At 74.1% G+C, this 12921-nt stretch carries 11 protein-coding genes; 4 read left to right on the top strand and 7 right to left on the bottom strand.

Features of this window, described 5'->3' with window-relative positions; translation table 11 throughout:
• Positions 1 to 37: 37 nt before the first annotated feature.
• The 3 genes from AYX06_RS06660 (at position 38) to AYX06_RS06650 (ending at position 4273) form a co-directional block, all read left to right on the top strand.
• Complete coding sequence (locus tag AYX06_RS06660; protein ID WP_062735098.1) at positions 38 to 1627, top strand: M28 family peptidase; 1590 nt, start codon at positions 38 to 40, stop codon at positions 1625 to 1627.
• 296 nt (positions 1628 to 1923) lie between these two features.
• On the top strand, positions 1924 to 3366 hold the full coding sequence (locus AYX06_RS06655) for a M28 family peptidase (protein WP_062736928.1): 1443 nt from the start codon (positions 1924 to 1926) through the stop codon (positions 3364 to 3366).
• A 160-nt stretch (positions 3367 to 3526) separates the two neighbouring features.
• On the top strand, positions 3527 to 4273 hold the full coding sequence (locus tag AYX06_RS06650) for an HAD family hydrolase (RefSeq protein WP_084271485.1): 747 nt from the start codon (positions 3527 to 3529) through the stop codon (positions 4271 to 4273).
• 63 nt (positions 4274 to 4336) lie between these two features.
• Here the strand turns inward: AYX06_RS06650 and AYX06_RS06645 are convergent, their stop codons facing one another.
• The 3 genes from AYX06_RS06645 to AYX06_RS06635 are packed head-to-tail and all read right to left on the bottom strand — an operon-like array spanning position 4337 to position 6901.
• Positions 4337 to 5026 (bottom strand): cyclase family protein, encoded by a 690-nt coding sequence (locus tag AYX06_RS06645; protein WP_062735097.1) that lies wholly within the window; start codon positions 5024 to 5026, stop codon positions 4337 to 4339.
• Positions 5013 to 6479, bottom strand: coding sequence for a purine-cytosine permease family protein (locus tag AYX06_RS06640; RefSeq protein WP_062735096.1), 1467 nt, complete (start codon positions 6477 to 6479; stop codon positions 5013 to 5015). Before AYX06_RS06640 ends, AYX06_RS06645 begins: the two co-directional genes overlap by 14 nt.
• A complete protein-coding gene (locus AYX06_RS06635) occupies positions 6476 to 6901 on the bottom strand; it encodes a YybH family protein (RefSeq protein ID WP_062735095.1) in 426 nt (141 codons plus the stop codon). The genes AYX06_RS06640 and AYX06_RS06635 overlap by 4 nt, the downstream gene beginning before the upstream one ends.
• 309 nt (positions 6902 to 7210) lie before the next feature.
• Here AYX06_RS06635 and AYX06_RS06630 point away from each other — a divergent pair, with 309 nt between their 5' ends.
• Positions 7211 to 7909, top strand: a complete 699-nt coding sequence (locus tag AYX06_RS06630; RefSeq protein WP_062735094.1) for a haloacid dehalogenase type II — start codon at positions 7211 to 7213, stop codon at positions 7907 to 7909.
• On the opposite strand, the gene AYX06_RS06625 is transcribed toward AYX06_RS06630, so the two are convergent.
• From AYX06_RS06625 to AYX06_RS06610, 4 genes are read right to left on the bottom strand one after another with little or no spacing between them, the layout of a single operon-like run.
• Positions 7899 to 8906 carry an NADP-dependent oxidoreductase gene (locus AYX06_RS06625; protein WP_062735093.1) on the bottom strand — a complete coding sequence of 336 codons (1008 nt, stop codon included), beginning with the start codon at positions 8904 to 8906 and terminating at the stop codon, positions 7899 to 7901. The two genes, AYX06_RS06630 and AYX06_RS06625, sit on opposite strands and share 11 nt — an antisense overlap.
• A gap of 59 nt (positions 8907 to 8965) precedes the next feature.
• Complete coding sequence (locus AYX06_RS06620) at positions 8966 to 9388, bottom strand: organic hydroperoxide resistance protein (protein WP_062735092.1); 423 nt, start codon at positions 9386 to 9388, stop codon at positions 8966 to 8968.
• Between the two features lie 4 nt (positions 9389 to 9392).
• Entirely contained in the window at positions 9393 to 10022 is a 630-nt protein-coding gene (locus tag AYX06_RS20855; protein ID WP_084271484.1) for a MarR family winged helix-turn-helix transcriptional regulator, read from the bottom strand.
• Between the two features lie 56 nt (positions 10023 to 10078).
• Positions 10079 to 12913, bottom strand: coding sequence for an FAD-binding and (Fe-S)-binding domain-containing protein (locus tag AYX06_RS06610; protein ID WP_062735091.1), 2835 nt, complete (start codon positions 12911 to 12913; stop codon positions 10079 to 10081).
• Positions 12914 to 12921 lie beyond the last annotated feature (8 nt).

The following is a 12921-nucleotide window of genomic DNA, read 5'->3' as shown; positions in this document are numbered from 1 at the left end:
CGGGTCACCTCCCGGCCGTCGCTCACCTGGAGGTTCCATGCCCGTTCGCACGCCCAGCTCCTGGATCACGTCGGCCGCCCTGGCCGGCGCCCTGACGCTCACGGCTACCAGCGCCGTCGCGGCCCCCTCCCGCGACAACAGCAACAACAACACCACCCACAAGATCACCCAGGCGGTCTCCGAGCAGAAGCTCACGGAGCACCTGACCGCCTTCCAGTCCATCGCGGAGGCCAACGACGGCAACCGCGCCTCGGGCACCTCCGGCTACCGGGCCAGCGTCGACTACGTGGTCGAGCGGCTGCAGGCCGCCGGCTACACCCCGGAGGTCCAGGAGTTCACCTTCCCGTACTTCCAGGAGGTCAGTCCCGCGACGGTCAGCGCGGACGGCACGCAGCTCGCCGCGGAGGACGTCGCGGTGATGACCTACTCCGGCACGGGCACCGTCACCGCCCCGGTGCAGGCGGTGGACACCACCGGGGAGCGCGTGGGCAGCACCAGCGGGTGCGAGGCCGAGGACTTCGCCGGCTTCCAGGCCGGCAACGTGGCCCTCCTGCAGCGCGGCAGCTGCGCCTTCGCGGTCAAGGCCGCCAATGCGGAGGCCGCGGGCGCCTCCGCCGTGCTGATCTTCAACACGGGCCTGCCCAACAGCGAGGACGCCGTGGCCGGCACCCTGGGCTCCCCGGAGGCCACCACCCTGCCGACGGTCGGGCTCAGCTACCAGGCCGGCGTGGACCTGCTGGACGCCCAGGAGGTCACGGTCAGCACGGACACCGTCTCGGCGACCCGCACCACCTACAACGTCCTCGCCGAGACCGGCACGGGCGACCCCGAGAACACGGTCATGGTGGGCGCGCACCTGGACAGCGTGCTCGAGGGCGCGGGCATCAGCGACAACGGCACCGGCTCGGCGGGCATCCTCGCCATCGCCGAGGCGATCGCCAAGACCAAGACCGAGAACAACGTGCGCTTCGCCTGGTGGGGCGCGGAGGAGCTCGGCCTGCTGGGCGCCGAGCACTACGTGACCGATCTGCGGGAGAACGACCCCGAGGCGTTCGAGGACATCGCGCTGTACCTCAACTTCGACATGATCGGCTCCCCGAACTACGGGCGCTTCGTCTATGACGGCAACGCCTCCACCTTCGACCCCGGTGACACCAACGTCCCCGAGGGCTCCGGCGCGATCGAGGCGGCGTTCCACGAGTACTTCGCCTCGGTGGGACTGGCCTCCGGCGACACCGAGTTCAGCGGCCGCAGCGACTACGGCCCCTTCATCGAGGCCGGCGTCCCGTCCGGCGGTCTCTTCACGGGCGCCGAGGGCGTGAAGACCGAGGAGCAGGCCGAGCTGTTCGGTGGGCAGGCCGGTGTCGCCTACGACTCCTGCTACCACTCCGTGTGCGACGACATCACCAACGTCAACCTCCAGGGCATGGAGGAGATGTCCGACGCCGCCGCGGCCGTCGTCCTGCGCTACGCGATGTCCACCCACGACGTCAACGGCGAGGGCGAGCCCTACCAGCAGAAGGGCAAGGGCGCCGTCGGCCACCCGAAGGGCAACGACCGCGGCCACGGCCCGCACTCCGAGCACGGTCACGGCCACGGCCACGGCCACGACAAGGCGGCCGCCTGACCGCCACGCAGCTCGACGGCCGGACGGCCCCGCCAGGACGCACAGCGCGTCCCGGCGGGGCCGTCCCGTTTCTCAACATGGCCGGAATCCTTGTCCCGGTCACTCCGACCTGGGACTCTGTGCACATCGCTCCATCCGCCCATCGCTCCATCCGCACATCGCTCCATCCGCACGGTGGAGCCGCCGCCACGGTCGAGCCCCCGATCGGCCCCTGCCCCGGGAGGCACCATGCGCCAACGCACCCACCACCGGACCGAGGCCGCCGCCGTGCGGCCGCCCGCACCGTGGTGGTCACGGTGAGCCCGGCCGCCGTCCCACCGGGGCAGGTCATGCGCCACCTCGAGGTGTTCCAGGCCGTGGCGCACGCCAACGACGGCAACCGCGCCTCGGGCACGCCCGGCTACCGGGGCAGCATGGACTACGTGCTGGGCCGGCTGCGGGCCGCCGGCTACGCCCCGCGGGTGCAGGACTTCTCCTTCCCGTTCTTCCGGGAGATCAGGCCCGCCACGGTCGCCGCGGGCGGCACGCAGGTCGCCGCCGAGGACGTCGCCGTGATGACCTACTCCGCCTCCGGCACCGTGACGGCACCGGTCCGGGCGGTGGACACCACCGGCGAGCCGGGCGCCGGCACCAGCGGGTGCGCGGCCGAGGACTTCGCCGGCTTCCCCGCGGGCAGCGTGGCCCTGCTGCAGCGCGGCGGCTGCTCCTTCGCGGACAAGGCCGCCGCCGCGCAGGCCGCCGGGGCGGCCGCCGTGCTGATCTTCAACACCGGCCTGCCCGGGGAGGAGGACGTGGTCACCGGCACCCTCGGCGCGCCGGGCGTGGCGACCGTCCCCGTGGTCGGCCTCAGCCACGCGGCCGGCCGGGCCCTGCTGGGCGCCGACGAGGTCACCGTCACCGTCGAGGCCGTCTCGGAGCAGCGGGAGACCTCCAACGTCCTGGCCGAGACCGGCACGGGCAACCCCGAGCGCACGGTCATGGTCGGCGCCCACCTGGACAGTGTGCCCGAGGGCGCGGGGATCAACGACAACGGCTCCGGCTCCGCGGCGATCCTGGCCGTGGCCGAGGCGCTCGCCGGGAGGGTGGTCGAAAACCGGCTGCGCTTCGCCTGGTGGGGCGCGGAGGAGTTCGGCCTGCTCGGCTCGCGGCACTACGTGGCCGACCTCAAGGCCAACGACCCCGCCACGCTGGCGGCCGTTGCGCTGTACCTGAACTTCGACATGATCGGCTCCCCGAACTACGGGCGCTTCGTCTATGACGGCGACGGCTCGGCGTTCGGCCCGGACGTCTCCGCCGAGGCCCCTGCCGGCTCCGCCGCGATCGAGGCGGCCTTCCACGCGCACTTCGGCTCCGTGGGCCTGGCCTCGGGCGAGACCGAGTTCAGCGGCCGCAGCGACTACGGGCCCTTCATCGCGGAGGGCGTGCCCGCCGGCGGGCTGTTCACCGGCGCCGAGGGCATCAAGACCGCGGAGCAGGCCGCGCTGTTCGGCGGCCGCGCCGGCGTCGGCTACGACTTCTGCTACCACGCCCGGTGCGACGACCTCAGCAACATCGACGTCCAGGGCCTCGACGAGATGACCGACGCCGCCGCCGCGGTGATCCTGCGCTTCGCGACCTCCACCGGGGACGTCGAGGAGGTGGGCCGGCAGCTGCGCACGGCCGCCGCGCCCGCGCCGCCCGTCACGGTGGACCAGGGCCACGGGCCGTCCAACGCGGCCGCGCGGCGGCAGGTGTCCTGAGCGGGGCGTCCCGGGCCCCGGGGGACCGGTCCGCGGCCTCGCCGTCGGCCCGCCCGGTGCGCTCACGGGATCCCTCGTGCGCCGCCGGCGGCGCCGGCGTAGTCCCGCGACCCGTCGATCACCCGTTGCCCGCCCGGCCACCGGGTGGGAGGGTGAGGCCATGACTGCTCCCCGGACCCCCGACTCCTCCGCCGGCAACTCCGCCGATTCCTCCACCGGCGCCCCCACGCCGGCCAGACGCGGCGTCCTGTTCGACGTCGACGGCACCCTCATCGACTCCAGCTACCTGCACACCGTCGCCTGGTGGCACGCCTTCAACCAGGCCGGCCACGACGTGCCCATGCACCGCATCCACCGGCTCATCGGGATGGGCTCGGAGCAGCTGATCGACGAGCTGCTGCCCGCCGACCGGGACACCGACGAGGACGACGCCATCGGCGCCGCCCACGGCGCCCTGTTCTCCGTGCACTGGCCCGGCCTCAAGCCCACCCGCGGGGCCACGGAGCTGCTGCGCCGCTGCACCGACGCCGGCCTCGTGGTGGTGCTGGCGTCGTCGTCGAACGTCACCGAGGTCGCCGCCATGCGCGAGGCCCTGGGCTCCGACGACGTCCTCACCGCCGTCACCACCGCCACCGACGCCGAGCAGAGCAAGCCCGCCCCGGACATCTTCGCCGCGGCGCTGGAGGCCGGGGACCTGCGCCCTGAGCACGCGCTCGTGGTGGGCGACGCCCGCTGGGACGTGGAGTCGGCGGGACAGCTCGGACTGGACGCCGTGTGCGTGACCAGCGGCGGGATCAGCGAGACCGAGCTGCGGGAGGCCGGGGCCGTGGCCGTCTACACGGATCCGCTCGCCCTGCTCGAGGACTTCGAGAACAGCCCGCTGGGCCGGCTCGCCGCCGGCGGCTGAGCGCGGCCGGGAACGCCGCCGGACTCAGCGCTCCCGCGCAGCGGACCGGCTCGGCGACCCGGCTCAGCGACCCGCCCGGTCTCCGTCCTCGACCGCGTCCGGCCACATCGCCACCGCCCGCACCGGGGAGCCGTCCATGCCGGCCAGGTGCAGCGGCAGGGCCGCGAACACCGCCCCGGGGCGGTCCACGGCCGCGAGGCCGGTGAGGTTCTCCACGATCGCCCCGCCCGCCCCGAGCACCACCTCGTGCACGGGCAGCGCCACCGGGCCGGTGGCGTCCGCGGTGGGCGTGGGGTCCGGGTTGAGGGTGTCCACCCCGAGGGTGCGCACCCCCGCCGCGACCAGGCGGCGGGCGATCTCCGGGTCCAGGACCGGGTGCTCGAGGTAGCGCTCGGTGCCGAAGTGCGCCGACCAGCCGGTGCGGAAGAGCACGATCGTCCCCGGCGCGAGCCGGTCGAGCTGTCCGGCCACGTCCGCCCAGCGGATCACCCGGCCGGGCGCGCAGCCCGGGACGTCGACGACGCGGGCCGGCCCCACGAGCGAGGACAGCTCCAGGGCGTCGACGTCGGCGCCGCCCTCGACCGTGTGCGAGGGGGCGTCCACGTGCGTGCCGGAGTGGGTGCCGAGGTGCAGCTCCGCGACGCGGAAGCCGTCCTGGGCCACGGTCGCGGCGGTGCGCGTGCGCACGTGCGGATCGCCCGGGAAGACCTGCATCCCGGTGCGCACCGGATGGCTCAGGTCAACGACGCGCACCGGTGGCCTCCGGCTCGGTGCCGCCTCCGGGGGTGCTGTCGGACAGGTGCTGCGAGACGGGCCGGTCCGTGCGGATCCGGCGGGTCGCCGCGGCCCACGCGAGGTAGAGCACGAAGGAGATCGCGAAGGTGGGGATGGTCGCCCCGACCGGGCTGGCCAGCACGTAGGTCAGCAGCAGCGAGGAGCCGGCGCCCACGAGCCAGGTCAGCACGGCGGCCGCGTTGACCCCGCCGCGGTACCAGTACTTCCCACCGCGCCCGCGCAGGATGTCGGCGTCGTAGGAACCCTTGTGGACCACGTAGTAGTCGGCCAGCATCACCGCGAAGACGGGCACGAAGAGCGCCCCGATGACGGTGAGGAACGCGGTGAACTGGCCCAGCAGGCCCAGCCAGGTGGCGCCCACCACGGAGATCGCGCCGAGCACCAGCGCGGTGGGCAGGAACCGGATGCGCGAGGACGGCACCATGTTCACCACCGAGGAGACCATGCCGTAGACCACCATCGTGTTGGTCGCCATCACGGACAGGAACACCACGACGGCCAGCGGGGCGCCGAACGCCTCGACGATCACGGTGGGGTCGAACGGGACGGCCTCGCCGCCCTCGAGGACCACCCACGCGATCGCGGTGGCGCCCAGGGCCATGGCGAGCGTGGTGGACAGCGTGTAGCCGACCGCCGAGCCGACCACGCCGGCGGCCTGGGTCCGGGCCAGGCGGTTGAACTCGGCCGAGAGCACGGTCCAGGAGATCGCGGTGGCGATCACGACGTCCAGCACCGACACCGCGGTCCAGCCGGCGGACGGGTCCGCGGGCAGGGCCAGGAAGTCCCCGACCGGGTGGGTCGTGAACGCGACGACGAAGATCCACGCCATGATCGCCAGGATCACCAGGGCCAGCCACGGCTCGACCCGGGCGATGCCGGTGTGGCCGAAGATGGCCAGGCCCACCACCACCAGCTGGGCCAGCACGGAGAACAGCACGGGGCTGGAGAAGCCGGTGGTCTGCGCCACCACGTGGTTGACCGTGACGCCTGCGAGCATCGCCTGCACCCAGCTCCAGCCCATCAGCACCACCACGTTGGCCGCGACCGGCAGGAACGAGCCGCGCAGCCCGAACGCGCCCTTGGTCAGCGCCATGGTGGGCAGGCCGGTGCGGGTGCCCATGTTGCCCACCAGCACCAGCACGGCCCCGCCCAGCAGGGTGCCCAGCAGGATCAGGCCCAGGGCGGTGGCCCAGGGGACACCGGGCACGAACAGGGTGCCGGTGAGCAGGGTGGTGACCACGAGGTTGGCCGCGAGCCAGATCATGGCGATCCGCCCGGTGGGCAGCGTGCCGCGCAGGGGCCCGTAGCCGTCGGTGTTCTCGTCGAGGTGGTTCGACAGGCGGGCCCAGGGGGAGGCGGAGGACCGGGTCCTGGGGGCGTGATCGGCGGGTGCGGGGTGCTGGGAGCTCATCGGCCCTCCTGGGCGCTGGTGGTGGGCGGGGCGGCGGGGGAGAGATGCTCGTGGACGGCCAGGAGCGCCCCGGAGTCCCGGCGGGCGAAGACGATGGTCTCCCGCTCGTGCGTGGTCTCCGAGCCGTCCGGGGTGAGGACCGTGGTGCGGACGTCGTGGGTGAAGACCCCCACGGAGCCCAGCACCTGGGCCCGGGCGGCGGTGCTGCGGCACTCGAGCACCCGCCACCCGGCATCCAGCCACGAGCGCCACAGCGCCTCGTAGGCGGCGCGGTCCTCCAGCCGGTGCGGCTCCGTGTGGAAGACGAACGTGGCGTCCTCGGCGAAGGCCGCGAAGTACGCCTCCGTGTCGGTGGCGGCGAACGCCGCGACGAGCGCGCCGGCGGCTCGGACGACGTCGTCCTCGGTCAGGGCAGCTGGCATGGTGCGTGCTCCGCATCGTCGTGCTGGGACATCCGCCTGGCGAACCCGGCTGGGAGATCCTGGTGGGCGATCGTGGTGGAACCGGGGACCCGGCCTGGCGGCCGGGTCCCCGGGGGCTTGAAGAAGTGATGCCTGTGGGGCAACAAATGTTGCCCTAGTTTGTTGTGACGACCACCACTCTGTCAACCGGTTCGTGACGCGCACTGCGCGGCGGCGGGACGGGGCCGCCCGTATCCTGTGGGCACCACGGGCACCCAGGGCTCCGCAGGGGAGTGCCACCGGGGAGTGCCACAGGGCGAGGGAGCAGGCATGACCGCCGACCAGAGACCGGTCCTCGTGTTCGACGTCAACGAGACGCTGTCCGACACGGGCCCGCTGCACGGTGTCTTCGAGGAGCTGGGCCTGCCCGGCCCGCTCGCGCAGACCTGGCTGAGCGGAGTGCTCCGGGAGGGCTTCGCCCTGGCCGTCCACGGCGAGTCCCAGCCCTTCGCGGTCCTGGGCGAGGCCGTCGCCCGCTCCCTGTTCGCCGTCCACGCCCCGGACCGGGACGTGGAGGAGGCCGTGCGCCACGTCCGGGAGGGCATGCAGCGCCTGCCCGTGCACCCGGACGTCGCGCCCGGCATCGAGGCCCTGGCCGGGACGGGCTTCCGGATCGTGGCCCTGACCAACGGCTCCGAGGCCACCGCGGAGGGCCTGCTCGAGCGCGGGGGAGTGCGCCAGCACTTCGAGCACGTCCTCTCCGTCGACGACGCCCCGTGCTGGAAGCCCGCCCCGGAGGCCTACGCCTGGGCGAGCGGCGTCTGGGGCCTGCCGCTGGAGCGGGCCCTGATGATCGCGGCGAACCCCTGGGACCTGCACGGCGCGGCCCGGGCCGGGATGCGCACCGCGTGGATGGACCGCCACGGCGCGCCGTGGCCGGGATACGCGCGCACCCCGGACCTCAGGGTGTCCGGGGTGCGCGAGCTCGCCGCACGGCTGTGCGGCGACGTCGTGGGTCTCAGAGCCTGACCACCATCTTGCCGGTGTTCGCCCCGGCCAGCAGGTCGATGAACGCCTGCGGGGCGTCCTCGAGGCCCTCCCGCACGGTCTGGTCCCAGGCGATCTCCCCGGAGGCCAGCCAGCCGGCCATCTTCTCGCGGAACTCCGGGGCCATGTCCTGCCAGCCGCCGACCAGGAAGCCCTGCAGGCTCAGCATCTTGCCGATCGCCAGCGCCAGGTTCCGCGGCGCCGCCGGCGGCTCGGTGGCGTTGTACTGCGAGATCGCCCCGCACAGGCACACCCGGCCCCGGGTGTTGAGCACGGAGATCGCCGCCTCGAGGTGCTCGCCGCCCACGTTGTCGAAGTAGACGTCGATGCCCTCGGGCGCCGCCTCGCGCAGCCGGTCGACCACGCGGCCGTCGTGGTAGTCGAAGGCGGCGTCGAAGCCGAGCTCCAGCAGCCGCTGCACCTTCTCCGGGGAGCCGGCGCTGCCGATCACGCGGGCGGCGCCGCTGAGCCGGGCGATCTGCCCGACCAGCGAGCCCACGGCTCCGGCGGCGCCGGAGACGAACACGGTGTCCCCGGGCTGGAAGCGCGCGGCACCCATGAGGCCCGCGTAGGCGGTGAGGCCGGGCATCCCCAGCACGCCCAGGTAGGCGGACTCCGGGGCCAGCTCCGGGTCCACCACGGTGACGGCCCCGGCGTCCAGCAGGGCGTGCTCGCGCCAGCCGGCGCCGTGCAGCACGGTGGCCCCCACCGGCAGCTCCGGGGCGTCCGAGGCGATCACCTGGCCCACGGCCCCGCCGTCGAGGGGCTGGTCCACCTGGAACGGCGGGACGTAGGACTTCACGTCGTTCATCCGCCCGCGCATGTAGGGGTCCACGGACATCCAGCGGTTGGCGACCAGGACCTGGCCGGGGCCGGGCCCGGGCAGCTCGGCCTCCTCGAGCCGGAAGTTCTCCGGCACGGGGACGCCCTGCGGGCGGGAGGCCAGGGTGATCCGGCGGGTGCGGGTGGGCTGCGTCATTCGGTGCTCCATCGTCGATCGGTCGGTCGGGTGCGGGGCCGCGTCAGGGGCGGCGCGGGTCAGTCCTGGGCGACGTCGACGACGACGTCGATGTTGCCGCGCGTGGCGTTGGAGTACGGGCAGACCTGGTGGGCCTTCTCGGCCAGCGCCCGGGCCGTCTCCTCGTCGAGGTCCGGCAGGACGACCTCGAGGGCGACCTGCAGGGCGAAGCCGCCCTGGCCGTCGGCGCCGATGCCCACCCGGGCTCCGACGCTGGAGTCGCCCAGGTCGACCTTCTGCTGCCGGGCGACGAGCTGGAGCGCGGAGTGGAAGCACGCGGCGTAGCCGGCGGCGAAGAGCTGCTCGGGGTTCGTGCCGTCGCCGGAGCCGCCCATCTCCTGCGGGACGGCCAGGCCCAGGTCGATCCGGCCGTCGCTGGTGCGGGTGCGGCCGTTGCGGCCGGCGCCGGTGGCGAGGGCCTCGGCGGTGTAGACGGTCTGCATGGGTTTACTCCTCGGTGGGGTTCTCGGTGGGATTCTGGGTGGCATTCTGCGTGGGGTGCGGGCCGGGGTGCTGGGTGGTCTGCACGCTGGTGTGCTGCGTGGCGAGCGGGGGCGCGGGCCCGGCCGGGACGGTCCCGGGCGCGGCGGAGCCCGGGGTGGTGGCTCCGGGGCCCGTGGCAGGGGGGTCGGCGGCTCCGGGATCGGCGGGGCCAGGATCGGCCGCCCCGATCCGGCGGGCCAGCCGCCGCAGGGTGGCCATCTCCTCCGGGGTGAGCCCGGAGGCCTCCAGGACGCGGCGCTGCACGTCCGGGGCGCGCTCGCGCAGCCGGTCGCCGGCCGCGGTGAGGTGCACGGTGACGCGGCGCTCGTCCTGGCGGCCCCGGCGGCGCTCCAGCAGCCCGACGGTCTCCATCCGCTTCAGCAGCGGCGAGAGCGTGCCGCTGTCCAGGTGCAGGCGGGCGCCCAGCCCGGTGACGGTCTGCCCGTCCTCCTCCCACAGCGCCAGCAGCGCCAGGTACTGCGGATAGGTCAGGCCGAGCTCCGCCAACGGCTCGCGGTAGGCCGCGGTCGTGGCCCGGGAGGCCGCGTAGAGCGCGAAGCACAGCTGTGCGTCGAGCCGGAGATCTGCATCCATGCCCTCATGGTCGCACTCAACTCAATTGTGCACAACCTAACCAGGAGGGAGGCGCTTCAGCGGGTCGCCGCCTCCAGGTGCTCCAGGACGTGCCGGTAGGCGTGCCCGGTGGCCTCCGTCATGCCCTGCTCGCACGTGCGGTTCAGGGAGGCGTAGGCGTCGAAGCGGCGCTGGTTGACCTCCCGCGCCTCGGCCGCCGTGGCCGAGGCGGTGAGCTCCGGGTGCAGCATGCCGCGGTCCCCGGCGTAGGCGCAGCAGCCCCAGGCCTTCGGCACGACCACGTCCGCGCTGATCGCCCGCGCGATCGTCTCGAAGGCCCCGGTGACGCCCAGGTGCACGCTGGAGCAGGTCGGGTGCAGCGCCATGGAGCCCACGGGCCGGGTCACCCGCAGCCGCCCCAGCACCCGGTCGGCGACGAACTCCACCGCGTCCACGAACCGCAGGGCGTGGTACTCGCTCGAGGCCGCCGCCAGCTCCGCCATGGTCTCCAGGCCCTCGGTGCAGGACGCGGCGTCGCAGACCACCGGCAGCGCGCCCTGCCCGGAGGCCTCCCACAGCGCCGCGAGGGTGCGCTCCGACATCGTGGCCCAGCCGCTGGGCAGGCCCTTCGACTTCCACGGCGTGCCGCAGCACAGGCTGCCGATGCCCTCCGGGACGGTGACGCGCACCCCCGCGCGGTCGCACAGCGCCAGGAAGGCCTGGGACGCCGTCAGACCCTCGCCGTCCGGGGGCCCGAACATGGCGTTGATGCACGCGGGGAAGAACACCGCCTCCGCGCCCGCGTCCTGCCGGCGCGGCCGGGCGGGACCGCCCGCGGGCAGCTCGTCCTTGTACTGCGGGACGTGCTCGGCGCCGAGCACCGCCCGGGCCGCGGCGGTCGCGGCGGCCGGCAGCGCGGTGGGCAGGGCCTTCGCGGCGGTCAGGCCGAGCGCGGCCCCCGTCGTCGTCGCGCCCCAGGCCTTCGCGGCCACGCCCCAGCCGGCGTCCGCCACCCTGCTGTGGTTCTCCGCCCGCAGCCGGCGCACGAGGTCGCCCGTGTTGATCAGCACCGGGCAGGCGGTCACGCACATCCCGTCCACCGCGCACGTCTGCAGGCCCTCGTAGTCGTACTCGGCGCGCAGCCGGGCGGCGAGCGCCGCGTCCCCGCGCTCCTCGGCGGCGGCGATCTCCCGCCGGCCCACGATCCGCTGGCGCGGGGTGAGGGTGATGTCCTTGGACGGGCACACCGGCTCGCAGTAGCCGCACTCCACGCACCGGTCCACCTCCTGCTCCACCGGAGGCGCGGTCTTGAGGTCGCGCACGTACACCGTGGGGTCCTCGTTGAGGAGCACCCCGGGGTTGAGCAGCCCCGCCGGGTCCACCAGCCGCTTGAGCTCGACCATCACGTCGTAGAGCTCGTCGCCGTACTGGCGGCGCACGAACGGGGCCATGTTGCGCCCGGTCCCGTGCTCGGCCTTCAGGGACCCCCGGTGGTCCAGGACGAGGGCGACCATGTCCTGGGTGAAGCGCTCGTAGCGGGCCAGCAGGTCCGGGCGGTCGAACTGCTCGTTGAGCATGAAGTGGACGTTGCCGTCCTTGGCGTGGCCGAAGATCACCGAGTCCCGGTAGCCGTGGGCGTCGAACAGCGCGGTGAGCTGCTCGCACGTCTCGCCCAGCTCGGGCACGGGGACCACGACGTCCTCCAGCAGGGCGTTGGACCCGCTCGGCCGGTTGCCCGCCACCGTGGTGTAGAGGCCCTTGCGCACCGTCCACAGCGCGGCCCGGGCGGCGGGGTCGTCGGTCAGGGCGGCCGGTGCGGCCAGGTCCAGGGAGCGGAACAGCCCGGAGGCCGCCGCGGAGAGCTCCCGCTCCTCCTCGAGCGTGGCGCCCTGGTACTCCACGAGCAGCGCCGCGTGCTCGTCGACGTCGACGTCCATGATCTGCGCCGGGGCCAGGCCCGTGCGCTGGGAGACCTTCAGGGACTTGGCGTCCAGCAGCTCCACGGTGGCCGAGTGCGTGCCCACGAGGGCGGGCACCGTGCGGGTGGCCGAGGCGAGGTCCGGGAACACCAGCAGCCCGGTCGAGGCGAACGGCAGGATCGGCACCGTGCGGAAGACCGCCTGCGCCACGAAGCCCAGCGTGCCCTCGCTGCCGATCAGCAGGTGCTCCAGGATGCGGACCGGCTCGTCGTGGTCCAGGAACGAGTTGAGGCCGTAGCCCATGGTGTTCTTCATCGAGAACTGCTGCTCGATCGTGCGCACCGACGCCGGGTCGGCCCGCACCCGGTCGCGCAGCCGGAGCAGCCCCTCGTGCAGCGCGGGCTCCAGCGCCCGCAGGCGGGCGTCCGCGTCCGGGGCGGCGGTGTCCACGGTGGTCCCGGAGGGCAGCACGACCACCATGGACTCGAGCGTGCGGTACGTGTTGGCCCGGGTCCCGCAGGCCATGCCGGAGGAGTTGTTCGCCACCACGCCGCCGATCGTGCACGCCGCCTCGCTCGCCGGGTCCGGGCCCAGCTTGTGCCCGTGGGGCGCCAGCCGGGCGTTGACCTGGCGCACCGTGGCCCCGGGCTGCACCCGCACGCGCCGGCCGCCGTCCAGCACCTCGACGTCCCGGAAGTTCCGGCGCACGTCCACGAGCACCTGGTCGGTCACCGCCTGCCCGGACAGGGACGTGCCGCCGGAGCGGAAGGTCAGGCCCAGCCCGTGCCGGGACACCGCGCGGAAGAGGTTGCCCATGTCCGCGGCCGAGCGGGGGCGGACCACCGCGGCCGGCTGCAGCAGGTAGTGCGAGGCGTCGTGGGCCAGTGCCCGGTGCTCGAGCTCCGAGTCCACCACCGCGTCGCGGCCGCACCAGGTCCGCAGGTCCTCCAGCAGTGCCTCGGCGGCGATGGGGCTGTGGTCGGCGACGGTCATGGGGATCC

The sequence above is a fragment of the Kocuria turfanensis genome, assembly GCF_001580365.1.
GTDB lineage: Bacteria > Actinomycetota > Actinomycetes > Actinomycetales > Micrococcaceae > Kocuria > Kocuria turfanensis.
The sequence above is the reverse complement of the archived record's forward strand: the minus strand, read 5'-3'. Positions and strand labels throughout refer to the sequence as shown.